The 19,309-nt window shown below is 59.1% G+C and carries 17 protein-coding genes, 1 tRNA gene and 1 pseudogene; 17 read left to right on the top strand and 2 right to left on the bottom strand.

The window, feature by feature from the left end; translation table 11 throughout:
* The 11 genes and pseudogenes from tuf to rpoC form a co-directional block, all read left to right on the top strand.
* Positions 1–153: pseudogene (gene tuf / locus J2X43_RS30885) on the top strand (elongation factor Tu); the annotation flags it as partial.
* Between the two features lie 156 nt (positions 154–309).
* Positions 310–1,203: an NAD(P)-dependent oxidoreductase gene (locus tag J2X43_RS30890; RefSeq protein WP_310301498.1), complete on the top strand. Its 894-nt coding sequence runs from the start codon at positions 310–312 to the stop codon at positions 1,201–1,203.
* 141 nt (positions 1,204–1,344) lie between these two features.
* Positions 1,345–1,420 (top strand) — tRNA-Trp (locus J2X43_RS30895).
* Positions 1,421–1,604: 184 nt separating this feature from the next.
* Positions 1,605–1,805 (top strand): preprotein translocase subunit SecE, encoded by a 201-nt coding sequence (gene secE / locus J2X43_RS30900; protein WP_112390814.1) that lies wholly within the window; start codon positions 1,605–1,607, stop codon positions 1,803–1,805.
* Positions 1,806–1,822: 17 nt separating this feature from the next.
* Entirely contained in the window at positions 1,823–2,353 is a 531-nt protein-coding gene (gene nusG / locus J2X43_RS30905; protein ID WP_112390813.1) for a transcription termination/antitermination protein NusG, read from the top strand.
* A 169-nt stretch (positions 2,354–2,522) separates the two neighbouring features.
* Complete coding sequence (gene rplK / locus J2X43_RS30910; RefSeq protein ID WP_112390812.1) at positions 2,523–2,954, top strand: 50S ribosomal protein L11; 432 nt, start codon at positions 2,523–2,525, stop codon at positions 2,952–2,954.
* A 4-nt stretch (positions 2,955–2,958) separates the two neighbouring features.
* Positions 2,959–3,657, top strand: a complete 699-nt coding sequence (gene rplA, locus J2X43_RS30915; RefSeq protein WP_112518757.1) for a 50S ribosomal protein L1 — start codon at positions 2,959–2,961, stop codon at positions 3,655–3,657.
* A 330-nt stretch (positions 3,658–3,987) separates the two neighbouring features.
* Positions 3,988–4,506, top strand: coding sequence for a 50S ribosomal protein L10 (gene rplJ, locus J2X43_RS30920; protein WP_016553543.1), 519 nt, complete (start codon positions 3,988–3,990; stop codon positions 4,504–4,506).
* A gap of 58 nt (positions 4,507–4,564) precedes the next feature.
* Positions 4,565–4,942, top strand: a complete 378-nt coding sequence (rplL, locus tag J2X43_RS30925) for a 50S ribosomal protein L7/L12 (protein ID WP_112390810.1) — start codon at positions 4,565–4,567, stop codon at positions 4,940–4,942.
* Positions 4,943–5,202: 260 nt separating this feature from the next.
* The gene (gene rpoB, locus J2X43_RS30930) at positions 5,203–9,342 is read left to right on the top strand and encodes a DNA-directed RNA polymerase subunit beta (RefSeq protein WP_310301505.1); all 4,140 of its coding nucleotides are present in this window, start codon (positions 5,203–5,205) and stop codon (positions 9,340–9,342) included.
* Between the two features lie 188 nt (positions 9,343–9,530).
* Positions 9,531–13,742 (top strand): DNA-directed RNA polymerase subunit beta', encoded by a 4,212-nt coding sequence (gene rpoC, locus J2X43_RS30935; protein ID WP_112390808.1) that lies wholly within the window; start codon positions 9,531–9,533, stop codon positions 13,740–13,742.
* Between the two features lie 131 nt (positions 13,743–13,873).
* Here the strand turns inward: rpoC and J2X43_RS30940 are convergent, their stop codons facing one another.
* A complete protein-coding gene (locus J2X43_RS30940) occupies positions 13,874–14,584 on the bottom strand; it encodes a phosphatase PAP2 family protein (protein ID WP_112541123.1) in 711 nt (236 codons plus the stop codon).
* A gap of 166 nt (positions 14,585–14,750) precedes the next feature.
* Here J2X43_RS30940 and J2X43_RS30945 point away from each other — a divergent pair, with 166 nt between their 5' ends.
* On the top strand, positions 14,751–15,005 hold the full coding sequence (locus J2X43_RS30945; RefSeq protein WP_112541122.1) for a type II toxin-antitoxin system ParD family antitoxin: 255 nt from the start codon (positions 14,751–14,753) through the stop codon (positions 15,003–15,005).
* On the top strand, positions 15,002–15,307 hold the full coding sequence (locus tag J2X43_RS30950) for a type II toxin-antitoxin system RelE/ParE family toxin (RefSeq protein WP_310301511.1): 306 nt from the start codon (positions 15,002–15,004) through the stop codon (positions 15,305–15,307). The genes J2X43_RS30945 and J2X43_RS30950 overlap by 4 nt, the downstream gene beginning before the upstream one ends.
* A 3-nt stretch (positions 15,308–15,310) precedes the next feature.
* Here J2X43_RS30950 and J2X43_RS30955 read toward each other — a convergent pair whose 3' ends face one another.
* A complete protein-coding gene (locus tag J2X43_RS30955) occupies positions 15,311–15,604 on the bottom strand; it encodes a transcriptional regulator (RefSeq protein WP_112390806.1) in 294 nt (97 codons plus the stop codon).
* Between the two features lie 496 nt (positions 15,605–16,100).
* Here J2X43_RS30955 and rpsL point away from each other — a divergent pair, with 496 nt between their 5' ends.
* From rpsL to J2X43_RS30975, 4 genes are all read left to right on the top strand, one after another.
* Positions 16,101–16,472: a 30S ribosomal protein S12 gene (rpsL, locus tag J2X43_RS30960; protein ID WP_018902683.1), complete on the top strand. Its 372-nt coding sequence runs from the start codon at positions 16,101–16,103 to the stop codon at positions 16,470–16,472.
* Between the two features lie 77 nt (positions 16,473–16,549).
* A complete protein-coding gene (gene rpsG / locus J2X43_RS30965; protein WP_112390805.1) occupies positions 16,550–17,020 on the top strand; it encodes a 30S ribosomal protein S7 in 471 nt (156 codons plus the stop codon).
* 29 nt (positions 17,021–17,049) lie between these two features.
* Positions 17,050–19,149, top strand: a complete 2,100-nt coding sequence (fusA, locus tag J2X43_RS30970; RefSeq protein ID WP_112390804.1) for an elongation factor G — start codon at positions 17,050–17,052, stop codon at positions 19,147–19,149.
* A gap of 67 nt (positions 19,150–19,216) precedes the next feature.
* On the top strand, positions 19,217–19,309 hold a 93-nt coding region (locus J2X43_RS30975), incomplete at its 3' end, for a GTP-binding protein (protein ID WP_018010120.1).

Here is a 19,309-nt window from a genome sequence, read left to right on the forward strand (position 1 = left end):
CCGGAAGGCACGGAAATGGTTATGCCGGGCGACAACGTCACCGTTGTTGTCGAGCTGATCGTTCCGATCGCGATGGAAGAAAAGCTGCGCTTCGCGATCCGCGAAGGCGGCCGTACCGTCGGCGCCGGCATCGTCGCCTCGATCATCGAGTAATCCCAGGATTACCGAAAGTCTGGAAAGGCCCCGCTGGCAACAGCGGGGCCTTTTTTATTGTCACGCGATGGTGACGCCGGCCTTTCGAGCCGCCCTTGCGCTTGGCTGCAAAGCCTTTATCTATCCCTCCGATTTTCATCACGCGGAGGATATTTCATGAAGAAGCGCATTCTTTTCACCGGCGGTTCGGGCAAGGCAGGGCGGCATACGGTGCCGTGGCTGGTCGCCAAGGGCTACGAAGTCCACAATATCGATCTGGTGCCACTCGACAGTCCTGGTGTCACCAATCTGATCGCCGACATCACTGATAGCGGCCAGGTCTTCAACGCGCTGTCGATGCACCGCGATTTTCCCGATCTGGAAGCAGGGAAGGGCGTTCAGCCTTTCGATGCTGTCATCCATTTCGCCGCCGTCCCGCGCATCCTGATCAAGCCCGACAACGAGACCTTCCGCATCAATACGATGGGCACCTACAATGTCATCGAGGCGGCAGTGAAGCTCGGCATCCGCAAGATCATCGTCGCCTCCAGCGAGACGACCTACGGCGTCTGTTTCGCCGAGGGGCATCGCGACTTCCACCAGTTCCCTCTGGACGAAGACTACGACGTCAATCCGATGGATTCCTACGGCCTCTCCAAGGTGATCAACGAGAAGACGGCCCGCGCCTTTGCCGAGCGCTCGGGCGCCGATATCTATGCGCTGCGCATCGGCAATGTCATCGAGCCGCACGAATACCAGAAGTTTCCGGAATTCTTCGCCAACCCTGAGATCCGCAAGCGCATCGCCTGGAGCTATATCGATGCCCGCGATCTTGGTCAGATCTGCCATCTCTGCATCGAGAAGGACGGGCTTGGCTATCAGGTGTTCAACGCCGCCAACGATACGGTGTCGGCCAACACGTCGTCACGGGAACTGGCGCAACGCTTTTTCCCCAATGTTCCGTTCACCCGCGAGATCGGCGAATACGAGGGCCTGCTTTCCAACCGCAAGATCCGGGAAGTGCTGGGCTTCAGGGAAGAGCACGACTGGCGCAAATACGTGAAGGCGTAAGGCCGAAGCGGAACGGCGGCGCGGTGTTGGAAAAAATGGAAAAACGCACTTGCCAATCCCGCGCAGCCGTCTTAAAGGGTGCGCCATGCTTTAAACGGTGCTTCGAGGCCTTGAGGTCAACAAGCTGAATGCAAAGCGTAAAGGGGTATAGCTCAGTTGGTAGAGCGGCGGTCTCCAAAACCGCAGGCCGTGGGTTCGAGCCCCTCTGCCCCTGCCATTTCCTTCGAACGGTATGCGCGAAATCTTCGCTGCGTTCTGTGAGGAGGGCGGCATAGCGATTTCGTTAAACTTCGGTTCCCCTCTTGTGCAATCGGGAATCGGTGTTTATGTAGGGTTCAACAGACACGCGGTGCGTGGGGCTGATAGTTTCAGCTTTACGCGCCGTAATTGCGTGGGCAGTGATGGCATCCAAATCCAATCCATTTACGTTTCTTCAGCAGGTGCGGTCGGAGACGGCCAAGGTCACCTGGCCGTCGCGCCGCGAGACGATGATCTCGACGATCATGGTTCTCGTAATGGTGGTTTTCGCCGCGCTGTTTTTCTTTGCTGCCGACCAGCTCATCAGCTGGCTCCTGAGCTTCGTGCTCAACATCAGCAACTGATCGGGTGGAGATAGAAGATGGCGGCACGTTGGTACATCGTCCACGCGTATTCGAATTTTGAAAAGAAGGTCGCTGAGGACATCGAGAACAAGGCTCGCCAGAAGGGGCTTGAGCACCTGTTCGAGAAGATTCTCGTGCCGACCGAAAAGGTGGTTGAAGTGCGCCGTGGCCGCAAGGTCGACAGCGAGCGCAAGTTCTTCCCGGGCTACGTCATGGTTCGTGCGAACCTGACGGATGAAGCCTACCACCTGATAAAGAACACGCCGAAGGTCACGGGCTTCCTGGGCTCCGACAACAAGCCCGTTCCGATCCCGGATTCCGAAGCCGACCGTATCCTCGGTCAGGTGCAGGAAGGTGTGGAGCGTCCGAAGGCTTCGGTCAGCTTCGAGATCGGCGAGCAGGTTCGCGTTTCCGATGGTCCGTTCGCGTCGTTCAACGGCACGGTTCAGGATGTCGATGAAGAGCGTTCGCGCCTGAAGGTGGAAGTTTCGATTTTCGGCCGCGCTACGCCGGTCGAGCTGGAATACGCTCAGGTCGAGAAGGTCTGAGTTGCGGGTGAGCCGCCAAGGCTCGCTCGTGTGCGGTGGAAACCGCAAATCGCGTGGAAGGTGAGGGGCCTTAGCCGGACCTCGATATTCCGCACCACGCAACCGCAGCCGCCGGAGCGATCCGGCATCAAGGGCCGGGTAACCGGCTATCAATGAAAGGCAGAGAGTTATGGCTAAGAAAGTTGCAGGCCAGCTCAAGCTTCAGGTCAAGGCAGGATCGGCTAACCCGTCCCCGCCAATCGGCCCGGCGCTTGGTCAGCGTGGCATTAACATCATGGAATTCTGCAAGTCGTTCAATGCGGCTACGCAGGAAATGGAAAAGGGTATGCCGATCCCGGTCGTCATCACCTATTACCAGGACAAGTCCTTTACCTTCGTCATGAAGCAGCCGCCGGTCAGCTACTTCCTGAAGAAGGAAGCGAAGATCACGTCCGGTTCGAAGACGCCTGGCAAGGGCGCCAACGCCGGCAAGCTCACCAAGGCTCAGATCAAGTCGATCGCCGAAGCCAAGATGAAGGATCTCAACGCAGCAGATATCGAAGGTGCAATGGCGATGATTGAGGGCTCTGCCCGCGCCATGGGCCTGGAAGTGGTAGGTTAAGACCATGTCAGGCAAGCGCACCAAGAAGATCAACGAAGGTGTTGATCCCACGAAGCTCTACGCACTCGGCCTCGCCATCGGCATGGTCAAGGAGCGTGCTGTCGCCAAGTTCGACGAGACCATCGAAATCTCGATGAACCTCGGCGTTGACCCGCGCCACGCCGACCAGATGGTCCGCGGCGTCGTCAACCTTCCGAACGGCACCGGCCGCGACGTTCGCGTTGCTGTTTTCGCCCGCGGCGCCAAGGCTGATGAAGCCAAGGCTGCAGGCGCAGACATCGTCGGCGCCGAAGATCTGGTCGATATCGTCCAGGGCGGCAAGATCGACTTCGACCGCGTTATCGCGACCCCGGACATGATGCCGCTCGTCGGTCGTCTCGGTAAGGTTCTCGGCCCGCGCGGCATGATGCCGAACCCGAAGGTCGGAACGGTTACGATGGACGTCACGGGTGCCGTTAAGGCTTCCAAGGGCGGCGCTGTCGAGTTCCGTGTCGAAAAGGCTGGTATCGTCCACGCCGGCATCGGCAAGGCCTCGTTCGAAGCCAAGGCTCTGGAAGAAAACATCCGCGCCTTCGCTGATGCCGTCATCAAGGCAAAGCCGGCTGGCGCCAAGGGCAACTACGTCAAGCGCGTAGCGATCTCTTCGACCATGGGTCCGGGCGTCAAGATCGAGCTCGGCTCGGTCACGGCTCCGGCCGCCTAACGAATTTGCCGGGCTTAGGCCCGGCAGCATGCATTCCGGCCTCGCAAGGGGCCGGGATATTCCGGAGAAATCCGGAATCCTGTCCGAGATTGCAGGTGGTTATCCCTTAATCACTTAAGCCTGCATGAGACGGGTAAGACCCGAATTGCATGAAGCTTAGCTTCGATCGATTTGGTTCGAGCCTTGGATGCCTTGTCCTCCTAGCCTTGAGTGGCGCGGAGCGCGAGGGGACAGGATCCTCAAGCGTCGCTTGGGATCGCTTCTGATCCCAGGAGGCAAAAGGCAACCCGGCAGGCCCCGTCAAACGGACCTGTCAACTGGAGATAGGCAGTGGAAAGAGCGGAAAAACGCGAATTCGTCACGGAACTGAACGAAGTCTTCAAGGCTTCGGGCTCGGTTGTCGTGGCCCACTATGCTGGTGCTACAGTCGCGCAGATGAACGACTTCCGTTCTAAGATGCGCGCAGCTGGCGGTACCGTCAAAGTCGCGAAGAACCGCCTGGCCAAGATCGCCCTTCAGGGTACGGAAGCAGAAGGGATCTCTGGTCTCTTCACAGGTCAGACGCTCATTGCATACAGCAATGACCCGATCACTGCTCCGAAAGTCGTCGTGGATTTCGCCAAGACCAACGATAAGATCGTTGTTTTGGGCGGCGCCATGGGAACAACCACGCTCAACGCCGATGCAGTCAAGTCGCTTGCGACCCTGCCGTCGTTGGACGAACTGCGTGCAAAGCTGCTGGGCATGATCCAGACTCCGGCTACCCGCATCGCAGGCGTTGTTGCAGCACCGGCAAGCCAGCTTGCTCGCGTGTTCTCGGCTTACGCCAAGAAGGACGAAGCCGCATAAGGCGGTTTTTTGCTGTTTATAAAACACCGGTTCGAACCGAACAAAAGGAACTGATAACATGGCTGATCTCGTAAAGATCGTTGAAGACCTCTCTGCACTGACCGTTCTGGAAGCTGCAGAACTGTCCAAGCTTCTCGAAGAAAAGTGGGGCGTTTCCGCTGCTGCTCCGGTAGCTGTTGCTGCTGCTGCTGGCGGTGGCGCTGCTGCTGTCGTTGAAGAAGAAAAGACCGAGTTCGACGTCATCCTCACGGATGCTGGCGCGAACAAGATCAACGTCATCAAGGAAGTCCGCGCTATCACCGGCCTCGGCCTCAAGGAAGCCAAGGACCTCGTCGAAGGCGCTCCGAAGGCTGTCAAGGAAGCCGTTTCCAAGGCTGAAGCAGCTGACATCAAGAAGAAGCTTGAAGACGCTGGCGCAAAGGCCGACGTCAAGTAATCTTGAACTGCATCTGGGAGGCGGCGTTTGCCGTCTCCCATTTGCCGTTTTCCGGAACGAATTACCCAAAAGCCGCGTGAAAACGGCTTTTGGGTAATGGGTTCTTCAAGAGGATGGTCTCGAACCGGGACACGCAGGCAATCCGGCCTGGTGGTTTCGGGAAGTGAGACGAGTTTGAACCAACCCATTGCTTGACGGGGTCGACTGGCCATCGGTTCCCGTCCGTTGCAGGCCCGGATGCAATTTTTGAAGGAGCGACGATGGCTCAGACCCTTTCGTTCAATGGTCGTAGGCGCGTACGCAAGTTTTTTGGTAAAATCCCCGAAGTCGCAGAGATGCCGAACCTCATCGAGGTTCAGAAGGCGTCCTACGACCAGTTCTTGATGGTCGAAGAACCGAAGGGCGGCCGCCCTGACGAAGGCCTCCAGGCCGTCTTCAAGTCCGTCTTCCCGATCACCGATTTCTCCGGCGCCTCGATGCTGGAATTCGTGTCCTATGAATTCGAACCGCCGAAGTTCGACGTCGACGAGTGCCGCCAGCGCGACCTGACCTACGCTGCGCCGCTGAAGGTTACTCTCCGTCTCATCGTGTTCGATATCGATGAGGATACGGGCGCGAAGTCGATCAAGGACATCAAGGAACAGTCCGTCTACATGGGCGACATGCCGCTCATGACCAACAACGGCACGTTCATCGTGAACGGCACCGAGCGCGTTATCGTGTCTCAGATGCACCGTTCGCCGGGCGTCTTCTTCGACCATGACAAGGGCAAGAGCCATTCCTCCGGCAAGCTGCTCTTCGCTGCCCGCGTCATCCCGTATCGTGGTTCCTGGCTCGACATCGAATTCGACGCCAAGGACATCGTCTATGCCCGTATCGACCGCCGCCGCAAGATTCCGGTGTCGTCGCTGCTGATGGCCCTCGGCATGGACGGCGAGGAAATCCTCGATACCTTCTACACCAAGTCGCTGTATAAGCGTGCCGGCGATGGCTGGCGCATTCCTTACCAGCCGGAAACCCTCAAGGGTGCCAAGGCGATCACCGAAATGGTCGACGCCGACACCGGTGAAGTCGTTGTCGAAGCCGGCAAGAAGCTGACCCCGCGTCTGCTCCGCCAGCTCTCCGACAAGGGCCTGAAGGCGCTGAAGGCGACTGACGAAGACCTGTACGGCAACTACCTTGCCGAAGACATCGTCAACTATTCGACGGGCGAGATCTATCTCGAAGCCGGCGACGAAATCGACGAGAAGACCCTCAAGGTCATCCTCGACCACGGTTTCGAAGAAATCCCGGTTCTCGGAATCGACCACATCAATGTCGGCGCCTACATCCGCAACACGCTATCGGCAGACAAGAACGAGAACCGTCAGGACGCTCTGTTCGATATCTACCGCGTGATGCGTCCGGGTGAACCGCCGACCATGGATTCGGCCGAAGCCATGTTCAACTCGCTGTTCTTTGATGCGGAGCGTTACGATCTCTCCGCCGTCGGCCGCGTGAAGATGAACATGCGTCTCGACCTCTCTGTCGAGGACACCGTCCGCATCCTGCGCAAGGACGACATTCTGGCCGTGGTCAGGATGCTGGTCGAACTGCGCGACGGTAAGGGCGAAATCGACGACATCGACAACCTCGGCAACCGTCGCGTTCGCTCCGTCGGCGAATTGATGGAAAACCAGTACCGTCTCGGCCTGCTCCGCATGGAGCGCGCGATCAAGGAACGTATGTCCTCGATCGAAATCGACACGGTCATGCCGCAGGACCTGATCAACGCCAAGCCGGCAGCTGCTGCCGTCCGCGAATTCTTCGGCTCCTCGCAGCTGTCGCAGTTCATGGACCAGGTGAACCCGCTTTCGGAAATCACCCACAAGCGCCGTCTCTCGGCTCTTGGTCCGGGTGGTCTGACCCGCGAGCGCGCAGGCTTCGAAGTCCGCGACGTTCACCCGACGCACTACGGCCGTATTTGCCCGATCGAAACGCCTGAAGGCCCGAACATCGGTCTGATCAACAGCCTCGCAACCTTCGCACGCGTCAACAAGTACGGCTTCATCGAAAGCCCGTACCGCAAGATCGTCGATGGCAAGGTAACGAACGACGTTCTTTACCTCTCCGCCATGGAAGAAGCGAAGTATTACGTTGCGCAGGCGAACGCCGAACTCGACAAGGATGGTTCCTTCGTCGACGAATTCGTCGTCTGCCGTCATGCCAACGAAGTTATGCTCGCCCCACGCGACAGCATGAACCTGATGGACGTCTCGCCGAAGCAGGTTGTTTCGGTTGCTGCCGCTCTCATCCCGTTCCTGGAAAACGACGACGCCAACCGCGCTCTCATGGGCTCGAACATGCAGCGTCAGGCCGTTCCGCTGCTGCGTGCTGAAGCTCCGTTCGTCGGCACCGGCATGGAACCGGTCGTTGCCCGCGACTCCGGCGCTGCTATCGGCGCCCGCCGCGGCGGCGTGGTCGACCAGGTCGACGCGACGCGTATCGTTATCCGCGCAACGGAAGATCTCGAAGCTGGCAAGTCCGGCGTCGATATCTACCGCCTGCAGAAGTTCCAGCGTTCGAACCAGAACACCTGCGTCAACCAGCGCCCGCTGGTCACCGTCGGTGACGAGGTCAACCGCGGCGACATCCTCGCTGACGGTCCGTCCACGGATCTGGGCGATCTCGCTCTCGGCCGCAACGCGCTCGTCGCGTTCATGCCGTGGAACGGTTACAACTACGAAGACTCGATCCTGCTCTCCGAGCGTATCGTTGCTGACGACGTGTTCACCTCCATCCACATCGAAGAATTCGAAGTGATGGCGCGTGACACCAAGCTTGGTCCGGAAGAAATCACGCGCGACATTCCGAACGTTTCGGAAGAAGCGCTGAAGAACCTCGACGAAGCCGGTATTGTCTACATCGGCGCCGAAGTTCAGCCGGGCGATATCCTCGTCGGCAAGATCACCCCGAAGGGCGAAAGCCCGATGACGCCGGAAGAAAAGCTTCTGCGCGCCATCTTCGGTGAAAAGGCGTCCGACGTGCGCGACACGTCCATGCGCATGCCGCCCGGCACCTACGGCACGATCGTCGAAGTGCGCGTCTTCAACCGCCACGGCGTTGAAAAGGACGAGCGCGCGATGGCAATCGAGCGCGAAGAGATCGAGCGTCTTGCAAAGGACCGCGACGACGAACAGGCGATCCTCGACCGTAACGTCTACGGCCGTCTGATCGACATGCTTCGCGGCCAGATGTCCATCGCAGGGCCGAAGGGCTTCAAGAAGGGCACCGAGCTTTCGAACTCCGTCGTTTCCGAATATCCGCGCTCGCAGTGGTGGATGTTCGCCGTCGAGGACGAGAAGGTTCAGAGCGAACTCGAAGCCCTGCGTGGCCAGTACGACGAATCCAAGTCGCGCCTTGAACAGCGCTTCATGGACAAGGTCGAGAAGGTCCAGCGCGGCGACGAAATGCCTCCGGGCGTCATGAAGATGGTCAAGGTCTTCGTTGCTGTTAAGCGCAAGATCCAGCCAGGCGACAAGATGGCCGGCCGTCACGGCAACAAGGGTGTCGTGTCGCGTATCGTGCCGGTCGAAGACATGCCGTTCCTCGAAGACGGTACGCATGTCGACGTCGTTCTGAACCCGCTCGGCGTGCCCTCGCGCATGAACGTCGGTCAGATTCTCGAAACGCATCTCGGCTGGGCTTGCGCCGGCATGGGCCGCCAGATCGGCGACATGCTGGAAGCCTACAAGGCGAGCGGCAACATCGCTCCGCTGCGCAAGACGATCGGCGACGTTGTCGGCGACGGTCCGAAGGCCGAGCAGGTCAAGGACTTCGACGATGACTCGGTCCTGCGTCTTGCCGACCAGTGGAAGCGTGGCGTTTCAATCGCAACGCCGGTGTTCGACGGTGCGCACGAAGGTGACGTCAACGAGATGCTGGCTCTGGCCGGCCTGAAGGAAAGCGGTCAGTCGACCCTTTACGACGGTCGTACGGGCGAGCAGTTCGACCGCCAGGTCACGGTTGGCTACATCTACATGCTGAAGCTGAACCACTTGGTCGATGACAAGATCCACGCCCGTTCGATCGGTCCTTACTCGCTCGTTACTCAGCAGCCGCTGGGCGGCAAGGCGCAGTTCGGCGGTCAGCGCTTCGGCGAAATGGAAGTCTGGGCACTGGAAGCATATGGTGCGGCTTACACGCTGCAGGAAATGCTCACGGTCAAGTCGGACGACGTCGCCGGCCGTACCAAGGTCTACGAAGCCATCGTCCGTGGCGACGATACGTTTGAAGCGGGTATCCCCGAAAGCTTCAACGTTCTCGTCAAGGAAATGCGCTCGCTCGGTCTGTCGGTCGAATTGGAGAACTCCAAGCTCGACGAACAGCAGGCGAACCAGCTGCCTGATGCTGCTGAGTAACCATCTGATAGGGTGTGCGCTGTAATCAGCGCACACCGTTCCCGCTCTGGCCCCGTAACGTGTTGGCCGGGCAGGGACGATTTCGCCGCATTTCGCGGTTATTGTCGTTTTGAGCGTTGGCGCGGCTCCCGGGATTTGCCGCCGGCCATAGCAAGATAAGGGCGCATCCGCCCATGAAGGAGACAGGCATGAACCAAGAGGTCATGAATCTTTTCAATCCGCAGGTGCCTGCGCAGAATTTCGATAGCATTCGAATTTCTATCGCATCTCCGGAGAAGATCCTCTCCTGGTCCTACGGTGAGATCAAGAAGCCGGAAACCATCAACTACCGTACGTTCAAGCCGGAACGTGACGGTCTCTTCTGCGCGCGCATTTTCGGGCCGATCAAGGACTACGAATGCCTGTGCGGCAAGTACAAGCGCATGAAGTACAAGGGCATCATCTGCGAAAAGTGCGGCGTCGAAGTCACGCTGTCGCGCGTTCGCCGTGAGCGCATGGGCCACATCGAGCTCGCCGCTCCCGTTGCCCATATCTGGTTCCTGAAGTCGCTTCCGTCGCGCATCTCGACGCTGCTCGACATGACGCTGAAGGATGTAGAGCGCGTTCTCTACTTCGAAAACTACATCGTCACCGAGCCGGGCCTGACTGCTCTGAAGGAGCACCAGCTGCTCTCCGAAGAAGAGTACATGCTGGCCGTCGACGAATACGGCGAAGATCAGTTCACCGCGATGATCGGCGCTGAAGCCATCTTCGAAATGCTGGCTTCCATGAACCTTGAGAAGATTGCGGGCGACCTGCGCTCGGATCTGGCCGACACCACGTCGGATCTCAAGCAGAAGAAGCTGATGAAGCGCCTGAAGATCGTCGAGAACTTCATGGAATCGGGCAACCGTCCGGAATGGATGATCATGAAGGTCGTTCCGGTCATCCCGCCGGATCTGCGTCCGCTGGTTCCGCTGGATGGCGGCCGTTTCGCGACGTCTGACCTGAACGATCTCTATCGCCGCGTCATCAACCGTAACAACCGTCTGAAGCGCCTGATCGAACTGCGCGCTCCGGGCATCATCATCCGCAACGAAAAGCGCATGCTGCAGGAATCTGTAGACGCGCTGTTCGATAACGGCCGCCGTGGCCGCGTCATCACCGGCGCCAACAAGCGTCCGCTGAAGTCGCTGTCCGACATGCTCAAGGGCAAGCAGGGCCGCTTCCGCCAGAACCTGCTCGGCAAGCGCGTCGACTATTCCGGCCGTTCGGTCATCGTGACCGGTCCGGAACTGAAGCTGCACCAGTGCGGCCTTCCGAAGAAGATGGCGCTCGAGCTCTTCAAGCCGTTCATCTACGCCCGCCTCGACGCCAAGGGTTACTCCTCGACCGTCAAGCAGGCCAAGAAGCTGGTCGAAAAGGAAAAGCCGGAAGTCTGGGATATCCTCGACGAGGTCATTCGCGAGCATCCGGTTCTCCTGAATCGCGCACCGACGCTGCACCGCCTGGGTATCCAGGCCTTCGAACCTACCCTGGTCGAAGGCAAGGCCATCCAGCTGCACCCGCTCGTCTGCACGGCCTTCAACGCCGACTTCGACGGTGACCAGATGGCCGTTCACGTGCCGCTGTCGCTCGAAGCCCAGCTCGAAGCCCGCGTTCTGATGATGTCGACGAACAACATCCTGCACCCTGCAAACGGTGCACCGATCATCGTTCCGTCGCAGGACATGGTTCTCGGCCTGTACTACCTCTCGATCCTGAACCAGAACGAGCCGGGCGAAGGCATGGCCTTCTCCGATCTCGGCGAGCTGCATCACGCGCTCGAAACCAAGGTCGTGACGCTGCACACCAAGATCCGCGGCCGCTTCAAGTCGATCGGCGAGGACGGCAAGCCGTACTCGAAGATCTATGAAACGACGCCTGGCCGTCTGCTCATCGGCGAACTCCTGCCGAAGAACGGCAAGGTCACCTTCGACATCTGCAACCAGGAAATGACCAAAAAGAACATCTCCAAGATGATCGACGCGGTCTACCGTCACTGCGGTCAGAAGGACACGGTCATTTTCTGCGACCGCATCATGCAGCTCGGCTTCAGCCACGCCTGCCGCGCCGGCATTTCGTTCGGCAAGGACGACATGGTCATTCCGGAAACCAAGGCCAAGATCGTCGGTGACACCGAAAACCTGGTCAAGGAATACGAGCAGCAGTACAATGACGGCCTGATCACTCAGGGCGAAAAGTACAACAAGGTCGTCGACGCCTGGGGCAAGGCAACCGAAAAGGTCGCCGAAGACATGATGGCCCGCATTAAGGCCGTCGAATTCGATCCGAACACCGGCCGTCAGAAGCCGATGAACGCCATCTACATGATGTCGCACTCCGGCGCCCGCGGTTCTCCGAACCAGATGCGTCAGCTGGGCGGCATGCGCGGCCTCATGGCCAAGCCGTCGGGCGAAATCATCGAAACGCCGATCACGTCGAACTTCAAGGAAGGTCTGACCGTCAACGAGTACTTCAACTCGACGCACGGTGCCCGTAAGGGTCTCGCAGACACGGCTCTGAAGACCGCTAACTCCGGTTACCTGACCCGCCGTCTCGTCGACGTCGCGCAGGATTGCATCGTCAACCTCGTGGATTGCGGCACCGACAAGGGCCTCACCATGACGGCGATCGTCGATGCCGGTCAGGTCGTTGCTTCCATCGGCGTTCGCGTCCTTGGCCGTACGGCGCTTGACGATATCGATCATCCGGTGACGGGCGACCGCATCGTCGATGCCGGCAAGATGATTCTCGAGCCCGATGTCATCGAGATTGAAAAGGCTGGTATCCAGTCGATCCGCATCCGCTCGGCACTGACCTGCGAAGTTCAGACCGGCGTTTGCTCGATCTGCTACGGCCGAGACCTGGCGCGCGGTACCCCTGTCAACATGGGCGAAGCGGTCGGCGTTATCGCTGCACAGTCGATCGGCGAACCGGGCACCCAGCTCACCATGCGTACGTTCCACCTTGGTGGCACGGCAACGGTGGTCGACCAGTCGTTCCTGGAAGCTTCGTACGAAGGTACGGTTCAGATGAAGAACCGCAACATGCTGCGCAACTCGGACGGCGTTCTCGTCGCCATGGGCCGCAACATGGCGGTCCAGATCCTGGACGAACGCGGTGTCGAGCGCTCCTCGCAGCGCGTTGCCTACGGTTCGAAGATCCATGTCGATGATGGTGACAAGGTCAAACGCGGTCAGCGTCTGGCAGAGTGGGACCCATACACCCGTCCGATGATGACGGAAGTGGCCGGTACCGTTCAGTTCGAAGACCTCGTCGACGGTATCTCCGTTCTCGAAGCGACCGACGAATCCACGGGTATCACCAAGCGTCAGGTTATCGACTGGCGTTCGACCCCCCGCGGTTCGGATCTGAAGCCTGCTATCGTCATCAAGGATGCCAGCGGCAACGTCATGAAGCTGTCGCGTGGTGGTGACGCCCGCTTCCTGCTCTCGGTTGACGCGATCCTGTCGGTCGAGCCGGGCACGAAGGTTTCGCAGGGTGACGTGCTTGCACGTTCGCCGCTCGAAAGCGCCAAGACCAAGGACATCACCGGCGGTCTGCCGCGTGTTGCCGAACTGTTCGAAGCCCGCCGTCCGAAGGACCACGCCATCATCGCTGAGATCGATGGTACGATCCGCCTCGGCCGCGACTACAAGAACAAGCGCCGCGTCATCATCGAGCCGGCGGAAGACGGTGTCGAGCCTGTCGAATACCTGATCCCGAAGGGCAAGCCCTTCCACCTTCAGGAAGGCGACTATATCGAAAAGGGTGACTACATCCTCGACGGTAACCCGGCTCCGCACGACATCCTGGCGATCAAGGGCGTCGAAGCACTCGCTTCGTACCTGGTCAACGAAATCCAGGAAGTCTACCGCTTGCAGGGCGTTGTCATCAACGACAAGCACATCGAAGTGATTGTTCGTCAGATGCTGCAGAAGGTGGAAATCACCGATGCAGGCGACTCGACCTATATCGTCGGTGACAACATCGACCGTATCGAGCTCGAGGACGTCAATGACGGCCTGATCGAACAGGGCAAGAAGCCTGCCTATGGTGACCCGGTTCTTCTCGGTATCACCAAGGCATCGCTGCAGACCCCGTCCTTCATCTCCGCCGCGTCCTTCCAGGAAACGACGAAGGTGCTCACGGAAGCTGCGATCGCCGGTAAGACCGACGGTCTCCAGGGCCTCAAGGAAAATGTCATCGTCGGCCGCCTTATCCCGGCCGGTACCGGTGGCACCATGACCCAGATCCGCCGTATCGCCACGTCGCGCGACGAGCTGATCCTCGAAGAGCGCCGTAAGGGCACGGGTGCAGACTCGGCAACGCCGATGCTGCAGGACATGGCAAACGAAAGCGCGCCTGCTGCCGAATAACGGCAGGTTCGATTGCAGAAATCAAAAACCGCCCGGAGCGATCCGGGCGGTTTTTTGTTGACCGCCTGAGATGGCAGGCATGCAAAAAGGGCCGCAGTCGAATTACGGCCCTTTCGGCAGAAGTGCGGATGTCAGAGGCCGAGGACGGTGCGCAGTTCAGTGCGGGCTGCTTCGTATTCGGCCTTATAGTCGTCATGCTGCATGATCGTCTGCGCCGTGGCGATACCGGCGATACGGCCCGCCTCGATATCCGTCGGGTAGTGGATGCCGCCGATGACGCGGTTCCAGCCATAGGCCCAGGCGCGGCCCATGATGGCATCCTTCTTTTCGGGAACCATGTTCGACAGGACGACGCCCATCAGCGTGCCGAGCGTCGTGTGGCCGGACGGGTAGGAGCCGGACTTCGAGAGCGGCACGACTGGCTTGACGAGCTCGGGATAGAGCAGGTGAGGGCGCGGGCGCTTCCAGACGTCCTTCGCCGGATCGACGACGGCGGCTTCGGTCTCGACGATGCGGTCGAAGAAGGCCGAAAACTTCGGCAGGTTCTCCTTGGTGAATTTCGGATTGTCGATGACGTCGCTGAAACGCCAGACATTTTCCTCGGCATCGGCAACGGCCTGGGCTTCCATCTCCGGGGTGCGGGTGACCTGGATCGAGAGAAGCTCGCCGATCTCGGCCTTGGTCTTGGCGGAATCATTGGCAGGCGGCGGCGGAAGCAGGTTCAGAAGGTTGACTTCGGTATTGTCGGTAAAGGGCTTTGCCTTGTCTTCGGCAAAAGCCGGCGCAGCAAACGCCACGGCAGTGGCAAGGCCGAGAGCCAGGAATTTGGAGACAGTACGCATTTGGGGGACTCCGTTTGGGGCAATGAAATGCATCTCGCGGGTAACCGAGGATTGTTTGGCGAAGATGACAGAACGGTGTCAGAGCCTGCGGCATAATCGCCGCGCGGCGGCAAGCGAGACTTGCCAAACCAGCGGTGCGTACCAATAATAGTTATCGGAGGCACCCATGGCTCAAAGCGTCGAACTTGGAAATCTGGAAGCGGTTGTTCAGAAGCTCGTCGAGAGCGGCCGCTACAACTCGAAGAGCGAAGTGCTCCGCGAGGGCGTTCGTCTGGTCGAGGAGCGGGAGAAGCAGCTTGCGCTGATGGACGCGGCGCTCGCCCGGGGCAGGGCGGATGTCGACGCCGGTCGCGTCCATGCGGCTGACGATGTCTTCGCTGAGCTCAAGGAGCGCTATGGCCGCATGGCGGACGGCAAATGAAGCTGGTCATCGCGGCAGAAGCCCACCGCGATCTCTTCTCGATCGGCGATTATATTGCGAGGGATAATCCGCGCCGCGCGCTTTCCTTCGTCGAAGAGCTGGAGAGGCATTGCCTGATGATCACCGATCGTCCGCTTGCCTATCCGCTGGTGCCCCGTCACGAGGAGAGCGGGATCAGAAGGGCCGTGCACGGCCGCTACAATATCTTCTATACCTGCACCGCCGACGCCGTACAGATTTTGCATATACTCAACGGCGCCATGAACTATGAGGCAGCTCTGTTTGGCGCCGCCGATAGCTGACGCTCAGTTGAACCGGATGATCGAAACCTCGCCGTCCAGCGCGCCCTGATAGGCAGACGCGTGCGGCTCTTCTTCAGGCACTTCGGTCAGCATGCCGATCTGGTCGAGATCGGCCTCGATGAAGCCTTCCTCGGACAGCGCGTTCAGCGCCTCGCGCACGGCGGTGTCGTCATCGGCGGCTCTCAGCATGATATGCAGGTCGACGCCTTCGCTGCCGTCCGACTCATAACCCTTGCCGATAATGATGAAGACCATCGGGCCTTCGGAGTTGTTGTCGTTGTCGGGGCTGGTGATCATCGGGTGGTCCTTTGAATATGTAACGATTCGTAAACTCGAATCCGCTTCCTGCGGATTTCGTCTGCAATCGCCGATTCCTTAACCGCTTTTCCGGCGAGCCCCAAGTTGAACTTTAAGGGCCGCCGCAAAAATGTCCGGAACCCTTGCAAAGAGGGCGTAAGCCCGGCATTTCAAGGCATTCGCGGGAAGATTATTTCTTAACCGGCCTTGACGTAGGTGAGGGAAACCAGTAGTACCCGCGCCATCGGAACCCATGTGAGGCATGGCTTTCTGGGGCGCCTTGCCCTGGAGTTCACCTCAAACAAGGTTCGAAACGCACGTTGAAGATATGATGCCCGCACGCATGACGCATGTCTTTTGCGTCCTCTGCCCTCTGTGGTCCATCCGTGAAAGCGGATCGGGCCACGTTTTGCGCATTGAGACAAGCGTGTGATCTTGCCGGAGACGGCGTGATTTTACGCCCGAAAGGGTACAGTTAAACGTAAGGGATGGTTGAATGCCTACCGTAAACCAGCTGATCCGCAAGCCGCGCCAGCCGAACGTAAAGCGTAACAAGGTTCCTGCTCTGCAGGAAAACCCGCAGAAGCGTGGTGTTTGCACCCGCGTCTACACGACGACCCCGAAGAAGCCGAACTCGGCTCTGCGTAAGGTTGCCAAGATCCGCCTGACCAATGGCTTCGAAGTCATCGGCTACATTCCTGGCGAAGGTCACAACCTGCAGGAACACTCTGTCGTCATGATCCGTGGCGGCCGCGTCAAGGACTTGCCGGGCGTTCGTTACCACATCATCCGCGGCGTTCTCGATACCCAGGGTGTCAAGAACCGCAAGCAGCGCCGTTCCAAGTACGGTGCAAAGCGTCCGAAGTAATTCGGGTTTTGGTTTTCCGGCGCTGCGCGAGGTTCTCCGCGTGGTAGAGCGCCTTAACAGTTAAGAGACGAGAAGTTATGTCCAGACGTCACAGAGCAGAAAAGCGCGAGATCAACCCGGACCCGAAGTTCGGCGATTTGGTCGTCACGAAGTTCATGAATGCCATCATGCTCGATGGTAAGAAGTCCGTTGCTGAAAGCATCGTTTACGGCGCATTTGACTCCGTACAGGGCAAGTCCAAGCAGGAGCCGCTGGTTGTTTTCCACGCCGCCCTCGACAACATTGCCCCGCACGTCGAAGTCCGTTCGCGCCGCGTCGGTGGTGCGACCTATCAGGTTCCGGTTGATGTCCGCCCTGAGCGCCGCCAGGCCCTTGCTATCCGCTGGCTGATTACCGCTGCGCGCAAGCGCAACGAAACGACCATGGTCGACCGTCTGTCGGGCGAGCTTCTCGATGCATCCAACAACCGTGGTTCCGCGGTCAAGAAGCGCGAAGACACGCACAAGATGGCTGATGCCAACCGTGCGTTCTCGCATTATCGCTGGTAATCCCGAACGGTATCGAAAGGCAGTCCACTATGGCTCGCGAATATAAAATCGAAGACTACCGTAATTTCGGTATCATGGCGCACATCGACGCCGGCAAGACGACGACGACCGAGCGTATCCTTTACTACACCGGCAAGTCGCACAAGATCGGCGAAGTGCACGACGGCGCAGCCACGATGGACTGGATGGAGCAGGAGCAGGAGCGTGGCATCACGATCACCTCTGCTGCGACCACGACCTTCTGGAAGGGCCGTGACGGCAAGATGCGCCGCTTCAACATCATCGACACTCCCGGCCACGTCGACTTCACGATCGAAGTCGAACGTTCGCTGCGCGTGCTCGACGGTGCGGTCGCTCTTCTCGATGCCAACGCCGGCGTAGAGCCGCAGACGGAAACCGTCTGGCGTCAGGCTGAGAAGTACAACGTTCCGCGCATGATCTTCTGCAACAAGATGGACAAGACCGGTGCGGACTTCTACCGCTCGGTCGAGATGATCAAGACCCGCCTCGGCGCAACGGCTGTTGTCATGCAGCTGCCGATCGGTGCAGAATCCGAATTCAAGGGCGTTGTCGATCTGATCGAGATGAACGCACTCATCTGGCGCGACGAATCGCTCGGCGCACAGTGGGACGTCGTCGAAATCCCTGAAGACCTGAAGGCCAAGGCTGAAGAATATCGCGAAAAGCTGATCGAGACCGTTGTCGAGATCGACGAAGAAGCGATGGAAGCCTACCTGAACGGCGACATGCCCGACAACGACAAGATCCGCGCCCTGGTTCGCCGCGGCACGATCGACGTCAAGTTCCATCCGATGTTCTGCGGCACCGCCTTCAAGAACAAGGGCGTTCAGCCGCTGCTCGACGCTGTTGTCGATTATCTGCCGTCGCCGATGGACATTCCTGCCATCAAGGGCATCGACTTCAAGACGGAAGCCGATATCGAGCGTCACGCTGACGACTCCGAGCCGCTTTCCATGCTTGCGTTCAAGATCATGAACGACCCCTTCGTCGGTTCGCTCACCTTCGCTCGCATCTACTCCGGCAAGCTCGAAAAGGGCGCGTCGGTCATGAACACGGTGAAGGACAAGCGCGAGCGCGTCGGCCGCATGCTGCAGATGCACTCGAACTCCCGTGAAGACATCGAAGAAGCCTTTGCAGGCGACATCGTTGCTCTTGCCGGCCTCAAGGAAACCACCACTGGCGATACGCTTTGCGATCCGCTGAAGCCGGTTATCCTCGAGCGCATGGAATTCCCCGAGCCGGTCATCCAGATCGCGATCGAGCCGAAGACCAAGGGCGACCAGGAAAAGATGGGCCTCGCGCTCAACCGCCTGGCTGCTGAAGATCCGTCCTTCCGCGTCAAGACCGACCAGGAATCCGGCCAGACGATCATCGCCGGCATGGGTGAACTTCACCTCGACATTCTGGTCGATCGCATGCGTCGTGAATTCAAGGTTGAAGCAACTGTCGGTGCGCCGCAGGTTGCCTACCGCGAAACCATCACGAAGAAGCACGAAGAAGACTACACGCACAAGAAGCAGTCCGGTGGTACCGGTCAGTTCGCGCGCGTCAAGATCGTCTTCGAACCGAACGAAGAAGGCGACGACTTCAAGTTCGAATCCAAGATCGTCGGCGGTGCTGTTCCGAAGGAATACATCCCGGGCGTTCAGAAGGGTATCGAAAGCGTTCTGTCGTCTGGTCCGCTGGCCGGCTTCCCGATGCTCGGCGTCAAGGCGACGCTCATCGACGGTGCCTTCCACGACGTCGACTCGTCTGTCCTGGCGTTCGAAATCGCTTCCCGCGCCTGCTTCCGTGAAGCAGCCAAGAAGGCCGGCGCTCAGCTCCTCGAGCCGATGATGAAGGTCGAAGTTGTAACGCCTGAGGACTACGTCGGTGACGTTATCGGCGACCTCAACTCCCGCCGTGGTCAGATCCAGGGTCAGGAGCAGCGCGGCATCGCGATCGTCATCGCGGCAAACGTTCCGCTGGCGAACATGTTCAAGTACGTCGATAACCTGCGCTCCATGTCGCAGGGCCGTGCTCAGTACACGATGACCTTCGATCACTACGCGCCGGTCCCGTCGAACGTCGCAACTGAAATCCAGGCAAAGTATTCCGGTCAGAAGTGACCGGAATACCAATTGTCCGATAACAAGAATTAGCGCCTTCGGGCCTTAGAAGAATGGAGAGCCGGAAATGGCAAAGAGTAAGTTTGAGCGCAACAAGCCGCACGTAAACATCGGCACGATCGGCCACGTTGACCACGGCAAGACGTCTCTGACGGCAGCG

It is taken from the genome of Rhizobium sp. BE258 (assembly GCF_031457345.1).
GTDB lineage: Bacteria > Pseudomonadota > Alphaproteobacteria > Rhizobiales > Rhizobiaceae > Rhizobium.

Bases quoted from the DNA above. Each gene is read 5' to 3' on its own strand.
- rpoC (WP_112390808.1), top strand. From the start codon at position 9,531: ATGAACCAAGAGGTCATGAATCTTTTCAATCCGCAGGTGCCTGCGCAG.
- rpsL (WP_018902683.1), top strand. From the start codon at position 16,101: ATGCCTACCGTAAACCAGCTGATCCGCAAGCCGCGCCAGCCGAACGTA.
- rpsG (WP_112390805.1), top strand. From the start codon at position 16,550: ATGTCCAGACGTCACAGAGCAGAAAAGCGCGAGATCAACCCGGACCCG.
- rplK (WP_112390812.1), top strand. From the start codon at position 2,523: ATGGCTAAGAAAGTTGCAGGCCAGCTCAAGCTTCAGGTCAAGGCAGGA.
- fusA (WP_112390804.1), top strand. From the start codon at position 17,050: ATGGCTCGCGAATATAAAATCGAAGACTACCGTAATTTCGGTATCATG.
- rplL (WP_112390810.1), top strand. From the start codon at position 4,565: ATGGCTGATCTCGTAAAGATCGTTGAAGACCTCTCTGCACTGACCGTT.
- J2X43_RS30955 (WP_112390806.1), bottom strand. From the start codon at position 15,604: ATGATCACCAGCCCCGACAACGACAACAACTCCGAAGGCCCGATGGTC.
- rpoB (WP_310301505.1), top strand. From the start codon at position 5,203: ATGGCTCAGACCCTTTCGTTCAATGGTCGTAGGCGCGTACGCAAGTTT.
- rplA (WP_112518757.1), top strand. From the start codon at position 2,959: ATGTCAGGCAAGCGCACCAAGAAGATCAACGAAGGTGTTGATCCCACG.
- J2X43_RS30950 (WP_310301511.1), top strand. From the start codon at position 15,002: ATGAAGCTGGTCATCGCGGCAGAAGCCCACCGCGATCTCTTCTCGATC.
- nusG (WP_112390813.1), top strand. From the start codon at position 1,823: ATGGCGGCACGTTGGTACATCGTCCACGCGTATTCGAATTTTGAAAAG.
- J2X43_RS30945 (WP_112541122.1), top strand. From the start codon at position 14,751: ATGGCTCAAAGCGTCGAACTTGGAAATCTGGAAGCGGTTGTTCAGAAG.
- secE (WP_112390814.1), top strand. From the start codon at position 1,605: ATGGCATCCAAATCCAATCCATTTACGTTTCTTCAGCAGGTGCGGTCG.
- J2X43_RS30890 (WP_310301498.1), top strand. From the start codon at position 310: ATGAAGAAGCGCATTCTTTTCACCGGCGGTTCGGGCAAGGCAGGGCGG.
- J2X43_RS30940 (WP_112541123.1), bottom strand. From the start codon at position 14,584: ATGCGTACTGTCTCCAAATTCCTGGCTCTCGGCCTTGCCACTGCCGTG.